We start from the raw sequence: 22784 nt of genomic DNA, 5'->3' as shown, positions 1-22784 counted from the left end.
GCTGCGGCGGGGCCGAAAGCCTCCGGATACCGGACCCATCTCGTTCAGTACTCCCTTGGGCGGACCGGATTGCGCGTGACCGGCGGGCGGCCATCCCCGGCGCTCTACCGCGCCGCCCAGGCTCCACGCAAGGATCGGGCCTGCCGTCGCCCTTCTCCAGCGGGCAGGTATTGTAACTGAATCGCAAGCCCTCGCCGTATCGGGTCGATCCCCTGCCGATCAAGCGGTATCCTGAAAATATAACCCGCAAATCAGGAAAAAGCGATGACGTCCGCATGTCGGTCCGCAGCCGGCGCGGCGGCCCTCCCGGCATGCGCGCGGCGGCGGCCGGCGGCTTGCTCGTGGCCGACGCGCGGACGTTCCGCTTGCGGCTGTGGTGACGCGCGGGCTTTGCGGCTGGCTCGGTCGTTCTGCGTTGCTGCGATTCGCCGGTCAAATGTCCGGCGGTCGTGCGGTCGTGCGGTCCGGCGGCTTGCTGCGCGCGGTCCGGCGGCTGTGCGCCATCGAGATCGGCATCGAGCGGCAAAGCCGCCGACACCGCGCCGGCTTCGCGCGCCAGGCCCGTCCGAATCGTACCGCGCCGGCCGCGTCGAGCGAGCCGGTGCGCGGATTCCGCGCCGCGCGCGCCTGCCGCCCGCTTACGCGAGGCAGGCGTCGAGGCCGTCGGTGATGAGGTCGCGCGGCAGGTCGACGCCGATGAACACCATCTTGTTGGTCTTCTTCTCGGCCGGCAGCCACTTCGCCGCGAGGTCGCTGCCCATCATCTGGTGCACGCCCTGGAACACGACCTTGCGGTCGACGCCCTTCATGTACAGCACGCCCTTGTAGCGCAGCATCCGCTCGCCGTAGATCTGCAGGATCCCGCCGAGGAAGTCCTCGAGCTTGTTCGGATCGAACGGGCGGTCGTTGCGGTAGACGAACGACTTGATCTTGTCGTCGTGATGCGCGTGGTGGTGATTATGATGGCCGTGCTCGTGATCATGCTCGCAATGGCCGTGATCATGGTCGCAATGCGCGTGATCGTGATCGTGGTGATGCGCGTGCTCGTGCTCGTCTTCGGCGAGGAAGTCCGGATCGATCTCGAGCTTCGCGTTCAGGTTGAAGCCGCGCAGGTCGAAGATCTCCTTGATGTCCGCGTCGCCGAAGTTCACGACCTTGATCGCCGCCTTCGGATTCATGTGCAGCAGGCGGTGCTTGAGATCCGAGACCGTCTCGTCGTCGACGAGGTCCGCCTTCGTGACGAACAGCCGATCGGCGAAGCCGACCTGGCGCTGCACGACCTCGTGCTCGTCGAGCTGCGCGTCGGCGTGCTTCGCGTCGACGAGCGTGATGACCGCGTCGAGCAGGAATTCGTCGGCGATCTCGCTATCGATGAAGAACGTCTGTGCGACGGGGCCCGGATTCGCGAGGCCCGTCGTCTCGATCACGACGCGGTCGAAATCGAACGTGCCGTCGCGCTTCTTCGCGGCGAGGTCGGCGAGCGCGCGCGCGAGATCGCCGCGGATCGTGCAGCAGATGCAGCCATTGCTCATCTGGATGATCTGCTCGTTCGATTCCTGGACGAGGATCTCGTTGTCGATGTTCTCCTCGCCGAATTCATTTTCGATCACGGCGATCTTCATGCCGTGCTGTTCGTTCAGGATGCGCTTGAGCAGCGTCGTCTTGCCGCTGCCGAGGAAGCCGGTGAGGATGGTGACGGGAATGGCCATGTCGTCGATCGCCTGTGGTTCGTGAAACGGGGTCAAAACTGCTGAAAAAACAGCGCGCCCGGCGAGACTTCCGGGCGCTCAATCATTCATTGAAACATATCTGTCAAGCCCCCGCTGCCGGCCGGACGGCCAGGGCGGCGGGGGCTCGCACTGCGCCGCCCGTTCAAATCGGGGCGATCACGCGATTTGCAACAGCAGCCCTTTCAGATATTCGCCTTCGGGGAACGCGGTCAGCAGCGGGTGGTCGACGCCCGCGCCGAGGCGCTTCAGGATCCGCGCGTCGACCTTCGCGTCGGCCGCCGCGCCCGCGACGATCTTCTGGAACAGGTCCATGTCGATCGCGCCGGAGCACGAGTACGTGAACAACAGGCCGCCCGGGCGCAGCAGCTTGAAACCGCTCAGGTTGATGTCCTTGTATGCGCGCGCGGCACGGTCGACGCTGTCGCGGGTCGGCGCGAATTTCGGCGGATCGAGCACGATGAGGTCGAAGCGCTCGCCTTCTTCGACGAGACGGCGCAGCGTCTTGAACGCGTCGGCGTCGAGCCACTCGGCGCGCGCCGCGTCGAAGCCGTTCGTCACGACGTTTTGCTGCGCGAGCGCGAGCGCGTCGCCCGACGAATCGATCGACACCACCCGCTTCGCGCCGCCTTTCAGCGCCGCGAGCGAGAAGCCGCCCGTGTAGCAGAAGCAGTTCAGCACGTCGCGATCGCGCGCGTACTGCGCGACGAGCGCGCGGTTGTCGCGCTGGTCGACGTAGAAGCCCGTCTTGTGGCCGTTTCGGACGTCGACGTGATACAGCACGCCGTTCTCGTTTGTGATCAGCGTGTCGGGCGGCGCGTCGCCGGCGAGCACGCCCGTCGTCTGTTCGAGGCCTTCCTTCTCGCGGATCGACACGTCCGAGCGCTCGTAGACGTTCGGGCAGCCGGTCGCGGCGACGAGCGCCGCGACGATTGCATCCTTCCACTGCTCGACGCCCGCCGCCATGAACTGGCAGACGAGCTGGCCGCGGCCTGCGCCGGCGGCGCCGTCGTTCGACGCGGCTCGTGCCGCCGCGCCGTCTTCGGCCGCGTGCGCCGCGGTGCCTCCCGCGGGGACTTGCGCCGCGATGTAGTAATCGACGATGAGCCCCGGCAGCCCGTCCGCCTCGCCGAACACGAGCCGCACCGCGCCCGTGCCCGAGATCATCGCGCTGCGATGCGCGATCGCGCGCTGCACGCGCCGCTTGAAGAACGCGTGATCGATCGGCTCGGCCTCGTCGAAGCTCCACGCGCGCAGCCGGATCTGCGAATGCGGGCTGTACGCCGCGCGCGCGAGGAAGCGCCCGTCGTGCGCGCGCACGATGACGGTCGCGCCGGGCGCGGGCTTGCCGTCGACGCGGTCGATCGCGTTCGCGTAGATCCACGGATGGCGGCGCAGCAGGGATTTGTCTTTCGACGGCTTGAGCGTAACGGTATGCATGTCGGGATCGAAAAAGCCGCGTCGGACGCGGCGGGATGTGATTCGGTGAGCGTGGGCGACGCGCGTCAGTCGCGTTTTTTGGCGCGCGGATGCGCGCTGTCGTAAATCTTCGCGAGATGCTGGAAGTCGAGCGACGTATAGACCTGCGTCGCCGAGATGCTCGCGTGGCCGAGCAGTTCCTGCACCGCGCGCAGGTCGCCGCTCGACTGCAGCACGTGCGTCGCGAACGAGTGGCGCAGCACGTGCGGATGGACGTTCGCCGGGATGCCCGCCGCGAGCGCCGCGCGCTTCACGCGCCCGCGCACGACGCCGGGCGACATCCGGTTGCCGCGCACCGACAGGAAGAGCGGATGCGGATCGTGCCTCACGAACTCGCCGCGCACCGCGAGCCATGCGTTGAGCGCGTCGATCGCCTTGCGGCCGACGGGCACCTTGCGCTCCTTGTCGCCCTTGCCGCGCACGGTGACTTCCGCTTCGGCGAGGTCGAGCCAGCCTTCGGAGCGATATTCGCCGATTTTCACGTACGCGACGTCGAGGCCGATCAGCTCGGCGAGCCGCAGCCCGGACGAATAGAACAGCTCGAGGATCGCATGGTCGCGCAGGCTTTCGGCGGTGCCGGACGCCGGCGCGTCCATCAGCGCGGCCGCGTCGTCGACGGACAGCGCCTTCGGCAGCATCTTCGCGCGCTTCGGCGCGCGGATCGTCGCTACCGGATTCGCGTTCATTTCGACGTGCTGCGCGAACCAGCGGTAGAACGCGCGCCATGCGGACAGCCGGTGCGAGATCGAACGCGCCGACAGGCCGCCCGCATGCGCGCGCGCGACCGCGCCGCGCACGTCGACGGCCGTCAGGCTTTCGAGCGGCCGGCCGTTCGCGAGCTTCTTCAGCTCGTCGAGCTCGTGCGCGTACGCGCGCAGCGTGTGGTCCGACAGTTTCCTGACGTGCCGCAGATTCGACAGGTAATCGGCGATCAGGTCGGCGGTCATGGCGCGGTCGGGCGGGCGGGTGGCGAGGCGCTATGCGCGGCCGTCAGTGCGGCAGCAGACGCGTGAGCGCCGCGCTCGCGAGCGCGCCGATCTGCGTGAGAAAATCGGTGCCCATCCCGTCGTGGAAGCGCCGCGGGTCCGGCGAGCCCAGCACGAGCAGGCCGAACGCGCCCGCGCCGTCGCCCGCTGCGGGCGCGCGCAGCGCGATCAGCGCGACCGACTCGGCGGCACCGCTCGCGGCGGGCGCTTCGCCGCCGTCGACGGCCGGCACGGGCGCGACGGGCGCGAGCCACTGCGCGGCCTCGAAGCCGGTATTCGCGCCGCAATAAGGGGTCGCAAGGCTGTTCGTGAAGAGGCGCACTTCCTCGCCGACGTTGCGCGCGAAATCGGCCTGCGCGTAGGTATCGGCGACATCCCAGAGCCTGAGCGCCGTCTGCGGCACGTCGAACACGTCGGCGAGGCCGCCCGCGATCGAGCGCGGCAGCGCGTACGGATCGCGCTCGGCGATCACGCGCGCGGTCCAGTGGTTGAACTTCGCGGCGAGCCCGTCGTTCTCGTGGCCGTAGCGCAGCAGCTCGGCGAGCCGGCGTTCGAGATGCTTGTTCTTGTCCCGCAGCATCTCCATCTGCCGCTCCTGCAGCGACACTGCGGCCTTGCCGTGCGGGTTCGCGAGCTTGATCGTCGCGAGCAGCTCCGCGTGCGTGGCGAAGAATTCGGGGTTGGCGAGCAGGTAGTCGGCGACTTCGCGATCGTTCATGGCGCTTCGTTCAACAGATGAAAAGTCAGGCAAAAGGTTGGACGGACAGGTCGATCACGCCTTCGAAAACGGTCGTCGCCGGGCCGGCCATCAGCAGCGGCGCGTTTTCGTCGCGCGCGCCGTCCCACGAAATCGTCAGCGTGCCGCCATGCGTATGGACCGTGACGGGCGAATCGAGTTGCCCGCGCCGGATGCCCGCCGCGACCGCCGCGCACGCGCCCGTGCCGCACGCGAGCGTCTCGCCCGCGCCGCGCTCGTAGACGCGCAGCTTCACCTCGCGGCGCGACACGCGTTGCATGAAGCCCGCGTTCACGCGCTGGGCAAAGCGCGGATGGCGCTCGATCGCGGGGCCGTCGACGAGCACCGGGAACGCCTCGGCGTCGTCGACGATCTGCACCGCGTGCGGATTGCCCATCGACACGACCGAGATCCAGCGCGTCGCGCCGTTCACGTCGAGCGGCCACAGCGTGTCGGCGCCTTCGCGGCGGCCTTCGAGGCCGCTCGCGTCGAACGGCACGCGCGCCGGCTCGAACACGGGCGCGCCCATGTCGACGACGACCTCGCCGTTGTCCTGCATCGTCAGCATGATCACGCCGTGCTTCACTTCGACGCGCACGCTCGCCTTGTCGGTGAGCCCGTTGTCGCGGACGAACTTGACGAAGCAGCGCGCGCCGTTGCCGCAGTGCTCGACCTCGCCGCCGTCGCAGTTGAAGATCCGGTACTTGAAATCGGCGCCTTCGACGGTCGGCTTTTCGACGAGCAAGAGCTGATCGGCGCCGATCCCGAAGTGGCGGTCGGCGAGCGCGCGCACCTGCGCGTCGGTGAGCGCGGGCAGCGCGCGGGTATAGCCGTCGAGCACGACGAAGTCGTTGCCCGCGCCGTGCATCTTGGTGAACGAGAGTTTCATGGGCGCTATTGTATGCCGCGGCGGCGAGGTCAATAGAAGCTCGGCTCGCCGGGCGGGCGCGTCTTGAAGCGCTTGTGCACCCAGTAGTACTGCTCGGGCATCAGCGGAATCTGCTCTTCGAGGAATGCGTTCATCCGGCGCGCGTCGAGATCGTCGTCGCCCGTCGGATAATTTTCCCAAGGTTTGAACACTTTCAGCCGATAACCCTTGTAATCGGGCAGCACTTCGCCGATGAACGGCACGACCTGCGCATGGCCCGTCTTCGCGAACCGGCCGACCGCGGTCAGCGTGCACGCGGGCACGCCGAAGAACGGCACGAACGTCGAGTTGCGCTGGCCGTAGTCCATGTCGGCGCCGAGCATCACCGGCTTGCGGTCGCGCAGCCAGCGCAGCACGGTGCGCGCGCTGTCGGCGCGGCTCGCCAGCTCCGCGCCGAAGCGGCTGCGGCCGGCCTTGGCCGCGGCCTCGATCTCCGGGTTCTTCATCGGCGTGTAGAGTGAGCCGCACGCGCGGCCGAGCGCGAGATTGATCGCCATCGAGCCGGCTTCGATGCCGACGAAATGGAAACCGAGCAGCAGCGTCGGCGGCATGTCGGGGTCGCTGAGATCGATCTCGCTGTCGATCGTGAACAGCTTGCGGTAGGTCTCTTCCGACGCGAACCATTGATAGCTGCGCTCGACGTAGCTGCGGATCGCGTGCCGGAAGTGCTGGCCGGCCACTTCCTCGCGGCGCGCGTCGCTCCAATCCGGGAAGCAAAGTTTCAAATTGATGTGTACGATGCGCTTTCGCCGGCTGGGGATCTGGTAGAGCAGCCAGCCAAGGCCGTCGCCGAAGCGCGCGGTCAAGCCGTAGGGCAGGACCGCGAGGAATTTGAGGAGCGCGACGGCGAGCTGCGTGCCGAGACGGCCTAGCATGCGAATCCTCCGTCGATCCGGACGGCCGGCGCGATGAGAACAGGGTTGAAGGACAGCGGAAGGAGCAACACGATCGACGCTCTGTGACAATTCGAGAAAGCCGCTATAATACGGGCTTCGCCGAGTTAACTGACAACTTGCGGGGCGAAGCCGGGGGCGCGAAAGCACCCACGGCGCAGGAAATCCGCTAAAGCGTCGCCACTTCGGGCCTCTGGAAGCTGGCTACGTGAACTTCAACCGTAACCACAACAGGAGCCTGAGAACGTGGCAAACGATTATCTCTTTACGTCCGAATCCGTTTCCGAAGGCCATCCGGACAAGGTCGCAGACCAGATCTCCGACGCGATCCTCGACGCAATCCTCGCGCAAGACAAGTATTCCCGTGTCGCAGCCGAAACGCTGTGCAACACCGGCCTCGTCGTGCTGGCCGGTGAAATCACGACGGCGGCGAACATCGACTACATCCAGATCGCCCGCGACACGATCAAGCGCATCGGCTACGACAACACCGATTACGGCATCGACTACCGCGGCTGCGCGGTGCTCGTCGCGTACGACAAGCAATCGCCGGACATCGCACAAGGCGTCGACCGCGCGCACGACAACAACCTCGATCAAGGCGCAGGCGACCAGGGCCTGATGTTCGGCTACGCATGCGACGAAACGCCCGAGCTGATGCCGCTGCCGATTCACCTGTCGCACCGCCTCGTCGAGCGCCAGGCGAACCTGCGCCGCGATGGCCGTCTGCCCTGGCTGCGTCCGGACGCGAAGTCGCAGGTGACGGTCCGCTACGTCGACGGCAAGCCGCATTCGATCGACACCGTCGTGCTGTCGACGCAGCACGCGCCGGACATCGAACTGCCCGCGCTGCGCGAAGCGGTGATCGAAGAGATCATCAAGCCGACGCTGCCCGCCGACCTGATCAAGGGCGACATCAAGTTCCTCGTGAACCCGACCGGCCGCTTCGTGATCGGCGGTCCGCAGGGCGACTGCGGGCTGACCGGCCGCAAGATCATCGTCGACACGTACGGCGGCGCGGCCCCGCACGGCGGCGGTGCGTTCTCGGGCAAGGATCCGTCGAAGGTCGATCGCTCGGCCGCTTACGCGGGCCGCTACGTCGCGAAGAACATCGTCGCCGCGGGCCTCGCGTCGCGCGCGCTGATCCAGGTGTCGTACGCGATCGGCGTCGCCGAGCCGACCTCGGTGATGGTCAACACGTTCGGCACGGGCCGCGTGTCCGACGAGACGATCACGAAGCTCGTTCGCGAGCATTTCGACCTGCGTCCGAAGGGCATCATCCAGATGCTCGACCTGCTGCGTCCGATCTACGAGAAGACCGCCGCCTACGGCCACTTCGGCCGCGAAGAGCCGGAATTCTCGTGGGAAGCCGCCGACAAGGCGCTCGTGCTCGCCGAAGCGGCTGGCGTCGAGCCGGCCGTGCAAGTCGCCTGACGCACGGTTCGCCGTAGCAAACAAAAACCCCGGTCTCGACCGGGGTTTTTTCATTTCGGCTTCGCTCGCGTCCTGCTTCGGCCTTGCCTGCGTTCGTCGCGGCATGCGGCTTGCGGGACGCGGCGAATTGCCGCGTGCTTCGCGCGTTCAGCGTGCGGCGAACACGAACCAGCCGGTGCTCGCTGCGAGACGGCGCGGCCGGTTGATCCGGCGCGGCGCGACGCTCGCGCGATGCAGCGACGGCGCGCGCAGCCGCAGCGCCGGCTTTTGCAGCAGCGAGCGCAGCGCGGTGCGGCGTGCCGCCGCATGCGCACTCATCAGCGACAGGAACGCCTGCAGCCACGCGCGCAGGCCGTCGAACCGCGGCTGGTGCTGGCGAGCGCGCTCGGCGAGCACGCTCGCTCGGGTGCTGTGGTGGCGCAACGCGCGCACGATCCGGTGCGGCGCCGACGGCGCGCACTTCGGGGTGCGGTGAAGACGGGAAGTCAGTCGGAAAGGCATGACGAAAATAATTCGCTCGTAGATTGCGCCCATTTCGGGGCGCGAATGTAAAAACGGCCGTTGTGCGGCACGGGTCGAACCCATCGTACCGAAAGCATCGGTGCGCCGCTGCCCGCGAAAACTAGCAGGTGCGTCGAGACTACAGGCGATTCGTGACGCCAGAAAGTCGCGCTAACCCTTGTGCGCAGGCGCGTGGCGCGCGGGCCTGCCGAACTTAGTGGCGTGCGCGACGCCGACAGTTCCTTTGCGTTACATCAAATTCGCCGCTGCGATCGCGCGCCGTTTTCCGCTTGGCGGCATCGTGGCCGAGCATGTCGCGCACGTCCGCTTTACAATCGATCGTTGATAAAAATTATGTCGAACATCCCATGTCTTCCTTGCACCCGGAGTTGATTCACACGCAGGTCCAGACGCTGCGTGAGCGCGGCTTCGTCGTCGCTCCGGGGCTCGTCGCGCCCGAACGGTGCGCGCAACTGAAGGCGATCGCCGAGCGGCAACTGCACGAAGCGGCGCAGCCGCTCGAATTCGAAGCCGATCTGCGCTATCCGGGCGCGCCCGAATCGCGGCACGCGCCGGGCGGCCATACGGTGCGGCGCCTGCTCGACGCGTACGCGCGCGACGAAGCGTTCGCCGAGCGCGCGACGGCGCCCGAGATCGCCGCGTGGATGCGCGCGTATTTCGGCGAGACGCCGGTGCTGTCGCGCGCGCATCACAACTGCATGATGACGAAGCATCCGGCATACGGCAGCCTGACCGGCTGGCATCGCGACGTGCGCTACTGGTCGTTCGAGCGTCCGGACCTCGTATCCGTGTGGCTCGCGCTCGGGCCGGAGACGAACGAGAACGGCGCGCTGTGGCTCGTGCCGGGTTCGCATGGCGCGGAATTCGGGCCGGAGAGTTTCGACGAAGCGAAGTTCTTCCGCAGCGACGTGCCGGCGAACCGGCAGTTGATCGATCAGGCGGTGTGTCCGGAGCTCGCCGCGGGCGACGTCGTGTTCTTCCACTGCAACACGCTGCATTCGGCGGGTCAGAACCGCACCGATCAGGTGAAGTTCTCGCTCGTGTTCACGTACCACGGCGACAGCAACCGGCCGGTTCCGGGATCCCGTTCGGCGTCGAAGCCGGAAGTGCGCTTCTAGTTCGCCGTTCGCGGCGGCGGGGAGCGGCGAGATTCGCGATGCGCCGCGTGTCGCGCGTTCGTCTCATGCGGGATCGGATGCGCTCGGCGTTGCACCGCGCGCAAGCAACTGATGATCGGACAATGACCGGGCGGCCGCATGCGGCCGCCCGTTTTTTCGTGTCGGGAGCAGTGCCGAAAGCGCGAGCGCGTCAGCGCTTGCCGCTCGGCATCGACAGGCCGATCAGCCCGACGAGCGTCGCGACGACGCCGCCCGCGATCAGCATGATCGTCTTCGTCGAAGGCGAGCCGGTGAAGAAGCGTGCGACGCCGTCGTTGATCGAATGGAACGACTGGCCGCCGAAATACAGCAGCAGAACGCCGCCGACGATGAGCGCAACGGAAATCGCTCGAGTCATGAAAATCCTCGCTGAAACGGATGATGAAGACGCCGCAGTGTAGGGGAGCGCCGCCGTCGCGTCCATCGCGGCAGCGCGTTGCTGCACGATTCGCGATCGTTGGCTAACATGGCCCGCTGAGGTTGGTCCGGACGGATCGCGTCCGGCCTCGTTCAACGTCCTGACGGGAATTCAGATGGCCTACGAAGCAGCTTCCGAGCGCTATGCGGACATGCAGTATCGCGTATGCGGCAAATCCGGGCTCAAACTGCCGGCGCTTTCGCTCGGCTTGTGGCACAACTTCGGCGACACGACGCCGATCTCGACGCAGCGCGAGATCCTGCGCACCGCATTCGATCTCGGCATCACCCATTTCGATCTCGCGAACAACTACGGGCCGCCGTACGGCAGCGCCGAAACGAACTTCGGCCGGCTGCTGCGCGAGGACTTCAAGCCGTATCGCGACGAGCTCCTGATTTCGACGAAGGCCGGCTGGGACATGTGGCCCGGTCCGTACGGCAGCGGCGGCGGCTCGCGCAAGTACGTGCTCGCGAGCCTCGATCAGAGCCTGCAGCGGATGGGGCTCGATTACGTCGACATCTTCTATTCGCACCGCTTCGACGCGCACACGCCGCTCGAGGAAACCGCGAGCGCGCTCGCCACGGCCGTGCAGCAGGGCAAGGCGCTCTACATCGGGATCTCGTCGTATTCGGCGGCGAAGACGCGCGAGATCGCGAAGCTGCTCGCCGAATACAAGGTGCCGCTCCTGATTCACCAGCCCGCGTACAACTTGCTCAATCGCTGGATCGAGCGCGAGCTGCTCGATGCGCTCGACGAGACGGGTTCCGGCTGCATCGCGTTCACGCCGCTCGCGCAAGGGCTATTGACGTCCAAGTACCTGAACGGCGTGCCGGCCGATGCGCGGATCAACAAGCCGGGCGGCGGATCGTTGAAGGACGATCACCTGAGCGCGCAGAACCTCGATCACGTGCGCAAGCTGAACGAGATCGCGCAGCGGCGCGGCCAGAGTCTCGCGCAGATGGCGCTCGCGTGGGTGCTGCGCGATCCGCGCGTGACGTCCGCGCTGATCGGCGCGAGCCGCGCGGAGCAGGTGCGCGAGAACGTCGCGGCGCTCCGGCAACTCGCGTTCAGCGACGACGAGATCGCCGAAATCGATCGCTACGCGACGGAAGGCGGGATCAACTTGTGGGAAAAGCCGTCCACCGATCAGGCGATCTGATCGGTAGTCATCCTGACGACGTGCCTGCCGCCCGCTTTCGGCGTGCCGAAGGCGGCGCAGGCGGATGTGCGTGGCGCGGCGTCGCGGCTAGATCAGCGCGGGGAGCCCTTCGACCAGCAGCACGGCGACGGCCATGCCGAGCATCGCGCCGAGCACGCGCAGCACGTTGTGACGGAATTCGGTCGCGCACGGGATCGCGCCGAGGAACAGCGCACCGGCGAGCGCCATCGGGATCAGCAGGATGAAGTCGCCGATCGTGAAATAAGTCGACATGCGTGTCTCCTTCTTATCTGGCCCGGTCGCGTGCGGGGCAGCCGGTTGCTTCGAGTATAGGTAACGGCCGGCGTTTTTTGGCTATCCGAAGCTTCGTGGCGCGACGAAAGTTCGCAGATTGCCGGGTTTATTGCGAACAATCAGACGGAACGCTTTCATTCTGTCTTTCTAATTGCTTTCCCGTGTTGCGGCGCAGTGAACAAGGCGCCCGCATGTTGCAGTGCGGGCGCCTCGTCTTCGGGCAGTTGTCATTCGCGCGCGGTGCGTCGGAACACGAGCGCGAGCCCCGCGAGAATCGCGATCATGCCGGCGATCTCGAGCGGCGCGAGACGATTGCCGAGCCACACAGCATCCATCAGCGCGGTGACGACCGGGACGAGATAGAAAAGGCTCGTCACGTCGACGAGGTCGCCCTGCTGCATCAGCCGATAGAACAGCAACTGCGCGAATACCGAGATCACGATGCCGAGCCACGCGAGCGGCAGCACGAACGACCAGCTCGCTTCGAACGAGATCGGCTCGAACGGCGCGACCAGCACGCACAGCCCGAGGCCGAGTGCGTTCTGCAGCGGCAGCACGTCGATCGGCGCCGCGCGCACGCGTTTTTGCAGCAGCGCGCCCCTCGTGATCGCGAGCAATGCGCCGAGCGCGCACGCGGCGCCCGACACCGGCGCGTCGCCGCCCGCGATGCTGCGGTAGACGACGAGGCTCAAGCCGATCAGCGCGAGCGCGAGTCCCGCGAGCCGCGCGCCCGATGCGCGGCGTTCGAGCACGACGAGCGTGAGGATCGGCTGCACGCCGAGGATCGTCGCGAGGATGCCGGGCGCGAGCCCGCGCTCGAGCGCGAGCAGATACAGGATCGAGTAGCCGCCCGTGAGCAGCAGCCCGGTCGCGACCGTCGTGCGGCGCGCGCCGGGCGGCGGCAGCCAGCGGCGTCGCGCGAGCGACAGCACGAGCAGCACGAGCGATGCGAGCGCGAAGCGCGCGATCAGGAAAGCGAATGCGGACGCATGCCGCAGGCCGAGTTCGGCGAAGATCGCTCCGCTGCTCCACAGCAGCACGAAGAGCGATGTCGCACCATGCGCGGCGAGCGCGGGTCTGACTGAAGCCATTTGAAATCCACCTGTCGATCGGATCGGAACGCTCCGATCGCACGCGCACGCGAACGCGCCGCGCACGGGCGTGCGGAACGATTCGGTCAGCGGCGAACGGAGAGCGAGAGAAGTTGCGCGGCGGTCAGCCGAGCAGCGCCGCCGGAGGAGGCGGCGCGCCGACGGGCGGCAAAGCGGCAGGCGGACGATGCGCGCACGCGCGCGGCAGCCGTGCGATTGACGGCTTCGATACGGCGCGGGCGGGCAACGAGGGTTTCATCGCGACGAGTGCGAATGGGAATGCAGGAGCGTCAAAGGTAACGCATCGATGCGTCGCCTGGCAATCGCTTCGACGGCGTCATGCCGTCAAGCGGCGCCGACGCGTTCGCGCGCGCGCAGCCACGCCGCCGCGACGACGCCCAGCACGAGCAATGCGCCGACGAGCGTCGCGACGCCCGGCCAGCCGAGCGTGCTCCAGAAGCGTCCGCCGAACGAGCCGACGACGCTCGAGCCGATGTAATACGCGAGCAGATAGAGCGCCGCGGCCTGGCCCTTGCCGTGCTGCGCGAGCCGGCCGACCCAGCCGCTCGCGACCGCGTGACCCGCGAAGAAGCCGAACGTCACGCATGCGATGCCCGCCGCGATCGCCGCGACGGGATGGAGCAGCGTCAGCGCGACGCCCGCGAGCATCACGACGAGGCTCGCGATCAGCACGCGCCCGCGGCCGAGCGTATCGGCGAGCCGCCCCGACAGCGGCGACGCGATGACGCCCGCCAGATAGACGACGAAGATCGCGCTGATCGTCGCCTGGCCCATCGAATACGGCGGCGCGAGCAGCCGATAGCCGATGTAGTTGTAGAGCGTGACGAAGCTGCCCATCAGCACGAACGCCATCAGGAACAGCACGGGCAGTTCGCGCCGTTTGCCGAGATGATGGGCGAGCGACGCGCGATGGTGCGCGAGGTTGAGGCCGCGGCGCGGCGTGAAATGCCGCGACGGCGGCAACAGCATGCGAAACGCGAGCATCGATGCGAGACCGAGCACGCCGATCACGCCGACCGCGATGCGCCACGAGAACAGATCGGTGAGAATGCCGGTGATCACGCGCCCCGCCATCCCGCCGATCGCGGTGCCGCCGACGTAGAGGCCCATCGCGAGTCCGAGCCCGTCCGGATGCACTTCTTCCGCGAGATACGCCATCGCGACCGCGGGCACGCCGCCGAGCGCGAGTCCCGTCAGCGCGCGCAGGATCAGCAACTGATGCCAATGCGGCGCGAACGCGGCGGCGAGCGTGAGGAGCGACGATGCGGTGAGCGATGCCGTCATCAGCTTGTGACGGCTCAGCGCTTCGGAGACGAAGCCCGCGACGAAGACCGCGGCGGCGAGCGCGGCGGTCGAGAACGACAGCGCGAGACTGCTCTGCGCGGGGCTCACGCCGAACGTGTTCGAGAACTCGGGCAAGAGCGGCTGCACGTAGTAGAGCAGCGAAAACGTCGCGTAGCCGGCGAACAGCAGCGCGACGCTCGCGTGCCAGTAACTGCGCGAGCCGCGTTCGAGATACCGCGCCGGCGAAGCGGACGGCGCGCGCTCGACGGCCGATGCCTCGGCCTGACGCGCGCGGGCGGCGGGCCGCGGCGCGCCGGATGATACAGTCACGCTGATTCTCCATGTGAAGCAAACCTCAACGATACGCCGGTTGCCTGTCCGGCGTCGTTTCGTCAGACGAGGCGTTGGCTTTTGGCCGCACTTCAGAATGAATCGCCGAATGGCGGCCGCGCGCGTCAGGGTATGATGGAGCGACGCGCTGCCTTGATAGCGGCGGCGTCGCGGCGGCGAAATCGAAGCATCCCGCGAATTGGCGGTACCTTTGTCGTCAGCTCGCGTTTTCGCGATTCCATGAACGGTGAACAATGGGATACGCGCAACCGTCGCCGCATGGATGCGCAATTCGGGTATTTCCGGCCGGGCAGCACGCGGCCGGCTTTGAAAGCGGGGAAACATCATGCATGTCGGTTCGATTGTCTGCACCACCCACATCGCCGTGCCGAAAGGCGCGCGCGGCATCGTCCAGCGCATTCTCGGGGACATGGCGATGGTGACCTGGTACGCGGGCGTGCCGGGCGAATCCAAGGAGCTCAATACCGAGCCGTTCTTTCTCGAGGATCTGATCGACACCGGCGAATCCGTGCTCCCCGCGGGCGCCGCGCTGCACTGACCGCTCGTCTTTCGGCTCCGCGCGCGGCACAATGCGGGGCATGAACGACGCCACTTCCGAATCCACCGCAGCCGGCGACGACGCCGGCCTGCCTTTTGCAGGCCTCACGCCGGAGCGCGTGCTCGACGCGCTCGACAGCGTGCTGATCCCCGCCGGTTCTCGCACCGACGGGCGCCTGCTCGCGCTCAACAGCTACGAAAACCGCGTCTATCAGGCGGGCATCGAAGACGGGCCGCCGATCGTCGCGAAGTTCTATCGTCCGCATCGCTGGCCGGACGACGCGATCCTCGAAGAGCATGCGTTCGTCGCCGAACTGGTGGCGCGCGAGATTCCGGCCGTGCCGGCGCTCGCGTTCGACGGCCGCACGCTGCACGCGTTCGAAGGCTTCCGCTTCGCGATCTTCGAGCGGCGGGGCGGTCGCGCGCCCGAGCTCGATCGTCGCGACACGCTCGAATGGCTCGGCCGTTTCATCGGTCGCATTCACGCGGTCGGCGCGACGAAGCCGTATGTCGCGCGGCCCACGCTCGATATCCATACGTTCGGCTACGAGCCGCGCGATTTCCTGCTGTCGCACGACTTCGTGCCGGACGATGTTCGGCCTGCTTACGAAGCGGCGGTGACGCTCGCACTGGAAGGCGTCGCGCAAGCGTACGAGCGCGCGGGCGACGTGCGGATGCTGCGCGCGCACGGCGACTGCCATCCGAGCAACGTGCTGTGGACCGACGCGGGCCCGCACTTCGTCGACTTCGACGACAGCCGGATGGCGCCCGCCGTGCAGGACTTGTGGCTGCTGCTGCCCGGCGACCGGCCGGACGCGACGTGCGCGCTCGCCGATCTGCTCTCCGGCTACGAGGACTTTTGCGAATTCGATCCGCGCGAGCTGCATCTGATCGAGGCGCTGCGCACGCTGCGGCTCATTCATTACGCGGCGTGGCTCGCGCGCCGCTGGGACGATCCCGCGTTTCCGGCCGCGTTTCCGTGGTTCAACACGCATCGCTATTGGGAAGCGCGCGTGCTCGAATTGCGCGAGCAGATCGGCGCGATGCAGGAAGGGCCGTTGTGGCCCGTGTGATCCCGTGTGACGTTCGCCGTGCCGGTCGGGCGCGGCTTGCGCTCGATCGACATCTTGGATGCGTGCGCGGCAGTCTGCGCGGCGGTCTTCGCGATCCCATGACGTCGGCTTCCCTGACGATCGATTGATCGCATCGCATCGCATCGCCTCGCCTCGCATCGCATCGCCTCGCATCGCATCGCCTCGCATCGCATCGCATCGCCTCGCACGCGACGACGCTCGCCCGGCGCGAGCGCCGTCGCTTCCCTTGCGGGCGTCGGCGGCGTTGACGCCCCGCTTCAACGGCCTCCGGTGAGCGACTTGCGCAGCACGTCCTTCAGCGCGGCGAACACCGGATTGTCGTTGTCCTTCCGATACGCGAGCATCAGCTCGACGGGCTTCGCCGGCGTCGTGCGCACCGGCCGATAGACGACCCCTTCGAAGTGCAGCATCGACGCCGCCGCCGGAATCAGCGCGGCGCCGATGCCCGCGCGCACCAGCGCCAGCATCGAATGGATCTGGCTCACGTATTCGACGATGTCGGGCAGCACCTCGGCGCGCTCGAACAACCCGCTCACCAGTTGGTGAAAATAGCGCGCCTCGTACGGCGAATACATCAGCAGCGGCCGGCCTTCGCAATCGCGCAGCGTCGGGCGCTTCGGCCATGCGTCGGCGGCGGCCTCCGGCAACGCGAGCACGAGCGCCTCCTGCACGCACGGCACCGATGCGAGCTCGCCGTGCTCGACAGGCGGGCGCAGCAGGCCGACGTCGATCAGCCGCGCGTCGAGCGCTTCCAGCTGCGCGCCGCTCACCATCTCCTTCAGCGTCAGCCGCACGTCGGGCGACGCGGCGCGCACCGCGCTCACGAGCGACGGCAGCAGGCCGTAGCCGACCGACGCGGTGAAGCCGATCGCGAGCGTGCCGGCCGCGCCCGTCGCGACGCGGCGCGCGCTCGCCGCCGCTTCTTCGGCGAGCCGCAGAATGCGGGCCGCGTCGGGCAGGAAGCTGCGCCCGGCCGCCGTCAGCTTCACCGAGCGGCTCGTGCGCCCGAGCAGCTCGGTGCCGATCTGGTGCTCGAGCAGGCGCACTTGCCTGGAGAGCGGCGGCTGCGTCATGTGCAGGCGCTCGGCCGCGCGTCCGAAGTGCAATTCCTCGGCGACCGCGACGAAGCAGCGAAGCTGGCTCAGTTCGAACATTGATTCAAAATAGGTATTGATTGAGTCATTCGTTATCTTGGACTTGAATCGTTCACGGTGCAAGAATCCGTTCACCATTTGTCACGCCGCACCGGCACGAACGCTCATGTCACGCTATCCGCCCACCGAATTCGCCCGCCAGATCGGCTCTGGCCTGCTGTCTTTTCCGGTCACGCACTTCAAGCCCGATCTGTCGTTCGACGAGGCCGCCTATCGCGCGAACCTCGGCTGGCTGTTCAGCCACGACGCCGCGGGCCTCTTCGCCGCGGGCGGCACGGGCGAGTTCTTCTCGCTGACGCCCGCCGAAGTCGACCGCGTCGTGCGCGCGGCGATCGCCGAGACCGGCAGCCGGCTGCCCGTGATCGCGCCGGCGGGCTACGGCACCGCGATGGCGATCGAATACTGCAAGGCCGCCGAAGCGGCCGGCGCCGACGGCATCCTGCTGTTTCCGCCGTACCTGACCGAAGCGTCGGCCGACGGCGTCGCCGCGCACGTCGAGCAGGTCTGCAAGGCGACGCGTCTCGGCGTGATCGTCTACAACCGCGCGAATCAGGTGCTCGACGAAAACGCGCTCGCGCGCCTGGCCGAGCGCTGTCCGAATCTCGTCGGCTTCAAGGACGGCGTCGGCGACATCGAGCTGATGACGCGCATCTACACGCGCCTCGGCGATCGCTTCACGTACGTCGGCGGCCTGCCGACCGCCGAGACGTTCGCGCTGCCGTACCTGACGCTCGGCGTGACGACGTACTCGTCGGCGATCTTCAACTTCGTGCCGCGCTTCGCGCTCGATTTCTACGCGGCCGTGCGCGCGCAGGATCACGCGAGGGTGTACGCGATGCTCGATCAGTTCGTTCTGCCGTACATCGCGCTGCGCAATCGCAAGCGCGGCTATGCGGTGTCGATCGTGAAGGCAGGCATGAAGGTGATCGGCCGCAGCGCGGGCCCCGTGCGCGCGCCGCTCACCGATCTGACGGGCGAGGAGATCGCCGAGCTGTCCGCGCTCGTTGCGCGCGTCGCCGACGTCGCCGAGGCGGAAGCATGTCTCTGAGCGGCGAGCTGATGCTGGGCGGCGAACGCGTCGCGCCCGGCGAGCGCACCGTGCGCGCGATCGATCCGGCGACCGGCGCGACGCTCGGGCCCGCGTTCGCGCTTGCGAGCCGCGCGGACGTCGCGCGTGCGTGCGAGCTGGCCGACGCCGCGTTCGACGCGTATCGCGATGCCGCGCCCGATGCGCGCGCCGCATTGCTCGACGCGATCGCGGCCGAGATCGAAGCGATCGGCGATGCGTTGATCGAACGCGCGATCGCCGAAACCGCGCTACCGCGCGCGCGACTCGAAGGCGAGCGTGCGCGCACCTGCAATCAGCTGCGCTTGTTCGCATCGGTCGTGCGCGCGGGCGACGCGGTCGGCGCGCGCATCGATCCGGCGCTGCCCGAGCGCAAGCCGCTGCCGCGCGCCGATCTGCGGATGCGGCGCATCGCGCTCGGACCCGTCGCGGTGTTCGGCGCGAGCAACTTCCCACTCGCGTTTTCGGTGGCGGGCGGCGATACCGCTTCCGCGCTCGCGGCGGGGTGTCCCGTCGTCGTGAAGGCGCACCCCGCACATCCGGGCACGTCCGAGCTCGTCGGCCGCGCGGTCGCGGCGGCGCTCGCGCGATGCGGGCTGCCGGCGGGCGTGTTCTCGCTCGTGCAAGCGGACAACGATGCCGCGGGCGCGCTCGTCGCCGATCCGCGCATTCAGGCGGTCGGCTTCACCGGCTCGCGCGCGGGCGGCCAGGCGCTGCTGCGCATCGTGCAATCGCGTGCGCGGCCGATTCCGATGTACGGCGAGCTGAGCGCGATCAATCCGGTATTCCTGCTGCCCGACGCGCTCGAGACGCGCGGCGGCGCGCTCGGCCGGCAATTCGTCGCGTCGCTGACGCTCGGCGCCGGGCAGTTCTGCACGAACCCGGGCTTGCTGCTCGCGATCGACGGGCCGGGCGTCGACGCGTTCGCGAACGCCGCAGCCGACGCGCTCGAAACGAGCGCCGCGCAGCCGATGCTGACGCCCGGCATCCACGCGGCATACGTGCGCGGCGTCGAGCGTCTGTCGAGCGCGGCCGATGTGCGTTGCATTGCGCGCGGCGACGCGAGCGACCTGCCGAATCGCGGACGCGCCGGTTTCTTCGAAACGGGTGCGCAGCACTTCATCGCGCAGAGCGCGCTGCACGACGAGATCTTCGGCGCGACGGCGCTGCTGGTGCGCTGCCGCGACGCGGCCGAGCTGCGCGCGGTCGCCGAAGCGCTCGACGGCCAACTGACCGCGACGCTGCATCTCGACGCCGGCGACGCGCCGCTCGCGCGCGCGCTGCTGCCGGTGCTCGAACGCAAGGCGGGCCGCATCGTCGCGAACGGCTGGCCGACGGGCGTCGAAGTGTGTGACGCGATGGTGCACGGCGGTCCGTGGCCGGCGACGACGGATGCGCGCGCGACGTCGGTCGGCACCGCGGCGATCGAGCGCTTCCTGCGGCCGGTCTGCTATCAGGACCTGCCCGCCGAGCTGCTGCCGCCGGCGCTGCGAGACGACAATCCGCTGCGGCTGCGCCGCCTCATCGACGGAAACTGGGTCTGACCGCGATATCCGGACAAGCCGGGCCGCACCGGGTCCGGCACTGAAACGACCGGCGCATAATGGACGCCGGCGGAAGGAGGAGACAATGGACATCAAAGCCCCCGCCGTGGGTGCGCGCAGCGTGCCGCGCGTCGAGCGCGTGAGCCGCGTGCGCTTCATGATTCTCGCGATGCTGTTCGTCGTGACGACGATCAACTACGCGGACCGCGCGACCATCTCGATCGCCGGCGCGGCGATGCAAAAGGATCTCGGCATCGATGCGGTGTCGCTCGGCTACATCTTCTCCGCATTCGGTTGGGCATACGTGATCGCGCAGATCCCGGGCGGCTGGCTGCTCGATCGTTTCGGATCCCGACGCGTTTATGCGGCGAGCATCCTGATGTGGTCGATCTTCACGCTCGCGCAAGGCGCGATCGGCTTCTTCTCCGGCATGGCCGCGATCGCGATCGTGTTCGCGCTGCGCTTTCTCGTCGGCATCGCGGAAGCGCCTTCGTTTCCGGCCAACAGCCGGATCGTCGCCGCGTGGTTTCCGGCGAACGAGCGCGGCACCGCATCGGCGATCTTCAATTCCGCGCAGTACGCGGCGACCGTGATCTTCGCGCCGCTGATGGCGTGGCTCGTGAACACGTTCGGCTGGCACTACGTGTTCGTCGTGATGGGCGTGATCGGCGTCGCGGCGGCATTCGCGTGGCGGCTTTTCGTACGCGATCCGAAGGATCATCCGCGCATCACGCGCGCGGAAATCGAGTACATCGAGAACGGCGGCGGCCTCGTCAACATGGACCGCGCGGGCGTCTCGAAAGCCGAAGGCCCCGATCTCGGCTACATCAAGCAGTTGCTGAAGAACCGGATGATGATGGGCGTCTACGTCGCGCAGTACTGCATCAACGCGCTCACGTACTTCTTCATCACCTGGTTCCCGGTGTATCTCGTGCAGGCGCGCGGGATGTCGATCCTGAAGGCGGGCTTCGTCGCGTCGGTGCCGGCCGTCTGCGGCTTCCTCGGCGGCATTCTCGGCGGGCTCATCTCCGATGCGCTGCTGCGTCGCGGCGCGTCGCTGTCGGTCGCGCGCAAGGTGCCGATCGTGCTCGGCATGCTGCTGTCGATCAGCATGGTGGTCTGCAACTACGTCGACACGCAGGCGATCGTCGTCGCGGTCATGGCGCTGTCGTTCTTCGGCAAGGGCATGGGCGCGCTCGGCTGGGCGGTCAATTCGGACACCGCACCGAAGCAGATCGCCGGCCTGTCCGGCGCGCTGATGAACACGTTCGGCAATCTGTCGAGCATCACGACGCCGATCGCGATCGGCTACATCGTCAACCGGACCGGCTCGTTCAACGGCGCGCTGGTCTACGTGGGGCTTCATGCGCTTGTCGCGTGCGTCTGCTACCTGTTCGTGGTGGGCGAGATCAGGCGCGTCGAACTGAAGCCGGCATCGTAAGCGGAACCATCGAGCATGACGTCGAATACGATCGAAGCCGTCACGCATGCGCGCACGCACACGCCGCGCGTCACGCGGATGCAGGTGATTCCAGTCGCGGGGCGCGACAGCATGCTGCTGAACCTGTGCGGCGCGCACGCGCCGTTCTTCACCAGAAACATCGTGATCCTGAACGACGACGCCGGTCATGTCGGCGTCGGCGAGGTGCCGGGCGGCGAAGGAATCCGCCGCGCGCTCGAGCGCGCGGCGCCGCTCGTCGTCGGCCAGCCGGTCGGGCGCACGAACGGCGTGCTCGCCGATATCCGTCGCTCGCTCGCGGGCGACGGTCCGGCCGCGCGCCAGTCGACCGTCCATCAGGTGAGCTCGGCGTCGGAGGCCGCGGTGCTGCGGCAGCCGCACGAGATCAATCTGCGGATGGACAACGTCGTGACCGCGGTGGAAGCCGCGCTTCTCGATCTGCTCGGCCAGTTCATCGGCGTGTCCGTCGCCGATTTGCTCGGCGCAGGCCGGCAGCGCGATGCGGTGCCGATGCTCGCGTATCTGTTCTACATCGGCGAGCGCCGCAAGACCGACCTGCCGTATCCGGAGGGCATCGACGGCGCCGACGACTGGCTGCGCGTGCGCCGCGAAGCCGCGACGACGCCCGCGCAGATCGCGCGCCTTGCCGAAGCCGCCGCCGATCGCTACGGCTTCGCCGACTTCAAGCTGAAGGGCGGCGTGATGGAAGGCGAGGACGAGATGCAGGCGGTCGCGGCGATCAAGGCGCGCTTTCCGCGCTCGCGCGTGACGCTCGATCCGAACGGCGCATGGTCGCTCGGCGAAGCGATCGCGTTGTGCAAGGGCCGGCGCGATCTGCCCGCGTATGCGGAAGATCCGTGCGGGCCGGAGGACGGCTATTCGGGCCGCGAGATCATGGCCGAATTCAAGCGCGCGACCGACATGCCGACGGCGACCAACATGATCGCGACCGATTGGCGGCAGCTCGGTCATGCGGCGTTGCTGCAGGCGGTCGACATTCCGCTCGCCGATCCGCATTTCTGGACGATGCAGGGCTCGGTGCGCGTCGCGCAGTTGTGCGACGAATGGGGGCTCACGTGGGGTTCGCATTCGAACAATCATTTCGACATTTCGCTCGCGATGTTCACGCACGTCGCGGCGGCGGCGCCCGGCGACATCACCGCGATCGACACCCACTGGATCTGGCAGGAGGCCGACGAGCGCCTGACGCGCGAGCCGCTGCGGATCGCGCGCGGGCGTGTCGCCGTGCCGGATCGGCCGGGACTCGGCGTCGAGCTCGACATGGATCGCGTGATGCAGGCCCACGCGCTGTACGAGACCCTCGGACCCGGCGCGCGCGACGACGCACGGGCGATGCAATACCTCGTTCCGGGCTGGACCTACGACCCGAAACGGCCGAGCCTGAGCGCCGCCGCCGCGCGCGCGGCCGGGCGCGGCGCATGAACGCTTC

General features: G+C 67.9%; 21 protein-coding genes and 1 pseudogene. 9 read left to right on the top strand and 13 right to left on the bottom strand.

Going from position 1 to position 22784, the window contains the following annotated elements; genetic code table 11:
* Positions 1-638: 638 nt before the first annotated feature.
* From BG90_RS07080 to BG90_RS07055, 6 genes are all read right to left on the bottom strand, one after another.
* Complete coding sequence (locus BG90_RS07080; protein ID WP_025989583.1) at positions 639-1709, bottom strand: CobW family GTP-binding protein; 1071 nt, start codon at positions 1707-1709, stop codon at positions 639-641.
* Positions 1710-1886: 177 nt separating this feature from the next.
* Entirely contained in the window at positions 1887-3167 is a 1281-nt protein-coding gene (locus BG90_RS07075) for a class I SAM-dependent rRNA methyltransferase (RefSeq protein WP_010113265.1), read from the bottom strand.
* Positions 3168-3232: 65 nt separating this feature from the next.
* Positions 3233-4153 carry a tyrosine recombinase XerC gene (xerC, locus tag BG90_RS07070; RefSeq protein WP_010113267.1) on the bottom strand — a complete coding sequence of 307 codons (921 nt, stop codon included), beginning with the start codon at positions 4151-4153 and terminating at the stop codon, positions 3233-3235.
* A gap of 43 nt (positions 4154-4196) precedes the next feature.
* On the bottom strand, positions 4197-4910 hold the full coding sequence (locus BG90_RS07065; RefSeq protein WP_010100894.1) for a DUF484 family protein: 714 nt from the start codon (positions 4908-4910) through the stop codon (positions 4197-4199).
* A gap of 25 nt (positions 4911-4935) precedes the next feature.
* Positions 4936-5817: a diaminopimelate epimerase gene (gene dapF, locus BG90_RS07060; RefSeq protein ID WP_010113270.1), complete on the bottom strand. Its 882-nt coding sequence runs from the start codon at positions 5815-5817 to the stop codon at positions 4936-4938.
* Between the two features lie 29 nt (positions 5818-5846).
* On the bottom strand, positions 5847-6731 hold the full coding sequence (locus tag BG90_RS07055; protein WP_010100898.1) for a lipid A biosynthesis lauroyl acyltransferase: 885 nt from the start codon (positions 6729-6731) through the stop codon (positions 5847-5849).
* 264 nt (positions 6732-6995) lie between these two features.
* Between BG90_RS07055 and metK the strand changes: the two genes are divergently transcribed.
* Positions 6996-8183, top strand: a complete 1188-nt coding sequence (metK, locus tag BG90_RS07050; RefSeq protein WP_010100900.1) for a methionine adenosyltransferase — start codon at positions 6996-6998, stop codon at positions 8181-8183.
* Positions 8184-8330: 147 nt separating this feature from the next.
* Here metK and BG90_RS07045 read toward each other — a convergent pair whose 3' ends face one another.
* A complete protein-coding gene (locus tag BG90_RS07045; protein WP_025989584.1) occupies positions 8331-8684 on the bottom strand; it encodes a hypothetical protein in 354 nt (117 codons plus the stop codon).
* Between the two features lie 368 nt (positions 8685-9052).
* On the opposite strand from BG90_RS07045, the gene BG90_RS07040 reads away from it, so the two are divergent.
* Positions 9053-9823 (top strand): phytanoyl-CoA dioxygenase family protein, encoded by a 771-nt coding sequence (locus tag BG90_RS07040; protein ID WP_038801900.1) that lies wholly within the window; start codon positions 9053-9055, stop codon positions 9821-9823.
* Between the two features lie 190 nt (positions 9824-10013).
* Here the strand turns inward: BG90_RS07040 and BG90_RS07035 are convergent, their stop codons facing one another.
* A complete protein-coding gene (locus tag BG90_RS07035; RefSeq protein ID WP_025989585.1) occupies positions 10014-10220 on the bottom strand; it encodes a DUF3185 family protein in 207 nt (68 codons plus the stop codon).
* A gap of 175 nt (positions 10221-10395) precedes the next feature.
* Here BG90_RS07035 and mgrA point away from each other — a divergent pair, with 175 nt between their 5' ends.
* A complete protein-coding gene (gene mgrA, locus BG90_RS07030; protein WP_010113278.1) occupies positions 10396-11439 on the top strand; it encodes an L-glyceraldehyde 3-phosphate reductase in 1044 nt (347 codons plus the stop codon).
* Positions 11440-11526: 87 nt separating this feature from the next.
* On the opposite strand, the gene BG90_RS07025 is transcribed toward mgrA, so the two are convergent.
* From BG90_RS07025 to BG90_RS07015, 4 genes and pseudogenes are all read right to left on the bottom strand, one after another.
* The gene (locus BG90_RS07025; RefSeq protein WP_010100910.1) at positions 11527-11712 is read right to left on the bottom strand and encodes a hypothetical protein; all 186 of its coding nucleotides are present in this window, start codon (positions 11710-11712) and stop codon (positions 11527-11529) included.
* A 248-nt stretch (positions 11713-11960) separates the two neighbouring features.
* Entirely contained in the window at positions 11961-12824 is an 864-nt protein-coding gene (locus tag BG90_RS07020; RefSeq protein ID WP_010113280.1) for a DMT family transporter, read from the bottom strand.
* 124 nt (positions 12825-12948) lie between these two features.
* Positions 12949-13140, bottom strand: a pseudogene (locus BG90_RS37795) (hypothetical protein); the annotation flags it as partial.
* Between the two features lie 29 nt (positions 13141-13169).
* Positions 13170-14459 carry an MFS transporter gene (locus BG90_RS07015; protein ID WP_010100916.1) on the bottom strand — a complete coding sequence of 430 codons (1290 nt, stop codon included), beginning with the start codon at positions 14457-14459 and terminating at the stop codon, positions 13170-13172.
* 346 nt (positions 14460-14805) lie between these two features.
* Here BG90_RS07015 and BG90_RS07010 point away from each other — a divergent pair, with 346 nt between their 5' ends.
* A complete protein-coding gene (locus BG90_RS07010; RefSeq protein WP_004198969.1) occupies positions 14806-15018 on the top strand; it encodes a hypothetical protein in 213 nt (70 codons plus the stop codon).
* Positions 15019-15058: 40 nt separating this feature from the next.
* Positions 15059-16090: a serine/threonine protein kinase gene (locus BG90_RS07005; RefSeq protein WP_010113284.1), complete on the top strand. Its 1032-nt coding sequence runs from the start codon at positions 15059-15061 to the stop codon at positions 16088-16090.
* A gap of 278 nt (positions 16091-16368) precedes the next feature.
* Here BG90_RS07005 and BG90_RS07000 read toward each other — a convergent pair whose 3' ends face one another.
* Complete coding sequence (locus tag BG90_RS07000) at positions 16369-17265, bottom strand: LysR family transcriptional regulator (protein WP_010100920.1); 897 nt, start codon at positions 17263-17265, stop codon at positions 16369-16371.
* Positions 17266-17371: 106 nt separating this feature from the next.
* Here BG90_RS07000 and kdgD point away from each other — a divergent pair, with 106 nt between their 5' ends.
* From kdgD to BG90_RS06980, 4 genes are all read left to right on the top strand, one after another.
* Complete coding sequence (gene kdgD / locus BG90_RS06995; protein ID WP_010113289.1) at positions 17372-18313, top strand: 5-dehydro-4-deoxyglucarate dehydratase; 942 nt, start codon at positions 17372-17374, stop codon at positions 18311-18313.
* Complete coding sequence (locus BG90_RS06990; RefSeq protein ID WP_010113291.1) at positions 18304-19875, top strand: aldehyde dehydrogenase (NADP(+)); 1572 nt, start codon at positions 18304-18306, stop codon at positions 19873-19875. The genes kdgD and BG90_RS06990 overlap by 10 nt, the downstream gene beginning before the upstream one ends.
* An 85-nt stretch (positions 19876-19960) precedes the next feature.
* Positions 19961-21316: an MFS transporter gene (locus BG90_RS06985; protein ID WP_010100926.1), complete on the top strand. Its 1356-nt coding sequence runs from the start codon at positions 19961-19963 to the stop codon at positions 21314-21316.
* A gap of 15 nt (positions 21317-21331) precedes the next feature.
* Positions 21332-22777: an enolase C-terminal domain-like protein gene (locus tag BG90_RS06980; RefSeq protein WP_010113295.1), complete on the top strand. Its 1446-nt coding sequence runs from the start codon at positions 21332-21334 to the stop codon at positions 22775-22777.
* The last annotated feature ends 7 nt before the right edge of the window (positions 22778-22784 follow it).

Origin of the sequence: Burkholderia oklahomensis C6786, assembly GCF_000959365.1 — a bacterium.
Taxonomy (GTDB): Bacteria; Pseudomonadota; Gammaproteobacteria; order Burkholderiales; family Burkholderiaceae; genus Burkholderia; species Burkholderia oklahomensis.
Note: the sequence above shows the minus strand (reverse complement) of the source record. Positions and strands in the feature narration are given on the sequence as shown.

Coding starts and splice junctions, on each gene's coding strand:
- BG90_RS07040 (WP_038801900.1), top strand. CDS start 9,053: ATGTCTTCCTTGCACCCGGAGTTGATTCACACGCAGGTCCAGACGCTG.
- kdgD (WP_010113289.1), top strand. CDS start 17,372: ATGTCACGCTATCCGCCCACCGAATTCGCCCGCCAGATCGGCTCTGGC.
- BG90_RS07005 (WP_010113284.1), top strand. CDS start 15,059: ATGAACGACGCCACTTCCGAATCCACCGCAGCCGGCGACGACGCCGGC.
- BG90_RS07075 (WP_010113265.1), bottom strand. CDS start 3,167: ATGCATACCGTTACGCTCAAGCCGTCGAAAGACAAATCCCTGCTGCGC.
- BG90_RS07045 (WP_025989584.1), bottom strand. CDS start 8,684: ATGCCTTTCCGACTGACTTCCCGTCTTCACCGCACCCCGAAGTGCGCG.
- BG90_RS07080 (WP_025989583.1), bottom strand. CDS start 1,709: ATGGCCATTCCCGTCACCATCCTCACCGGCTTCCTCGGCAGCGGCAAG.
- mgrA (WP_010113278.1), top strand. CDS start 10,396: ATGGCCTACGAAGCAGCTTCCGAGCGCTATGCGGACATGCAGTATCGC.
- BG90_RS07055 (WP_010100898.1), bottom strand. CDS start 6,731: ATGCTAGGCCGTCTCGGCACGCAGCTCGCCGTCGCGCTCCTCAAATTC.
- dapF (WP_010113270.1), bottom strand. CDS start 5,817: ATGAAACTCTCGTTCACCAAGATGCACGGCGCGGGCAACGACTTCGTC.
- BG90_RS06980 (WP_010113295.1), top strand. CDS start 21,332: ATGACGTCGAATACGATCGAAGCCGTCACGCATGCGCGCACGCACACG.
- xerC (WP_010113267.1), bottom strand. CDS start 4,153: ATGACCGCCGACCTGATCGCCGATTACCTGTCGAATCTGCGGCACGTC.
- BG90_RS07025 (WP_010100910.1), bottom strand. CDS start 11,712: ATGTCGACTTATTTCACGATCGGCGACTTCATCCTGCTGATCCCGATG.
- BG90_RS07065 (WP_010100894.1), bottom strand. CDS start 4,910: ATGAACGATCGCGAAGTCGCCGACTACCTGCTCGCCAACCCCGAATTC.
- BG90_RS06985 (WP_010100926.1), top strand. CDS start 19,961: ATGGACATCAAAGCCCCCGCCGTGGGTGCGCGCAGCGTGCCGCGCGTC.
- BG90_RS07035 (WP_025989585.1), bottom strand. CDS start 10,220: ATGACTCGAGCGATTTCCGTTGCGCTCATCGTCGGCGGCGTTCTGCTG.
- BG90_RS07010 (WP_004198969.1), top strand. CDS start 14,806: ATGCATGTCGGTTCGATTGTCTGCACCACCCACATCGCCGTGCCGAAA.
- BG90_RS06990 (WP_010113291.1), top strand. CDS start 18,304: ATGTCTCTGAGCGGCGAGCTGATGCTGGGCGGCGAACGCGTCGCGCCC.
- BG90_RS07020 (WP_010113280.1), bottom strand. CDS start 12,824: ATGGCTTCAGTCAGACCCGCGCTCGCCGCGCATGGTGCGACATCGCTC.
- BG90_RS07000 (WP_010100920.1), bottom strand. CDS start 17,265: ATGTTCGAACTGAGCCAGCTTCGCTGCTTCGTCGCGGTCGCCGAGGAA.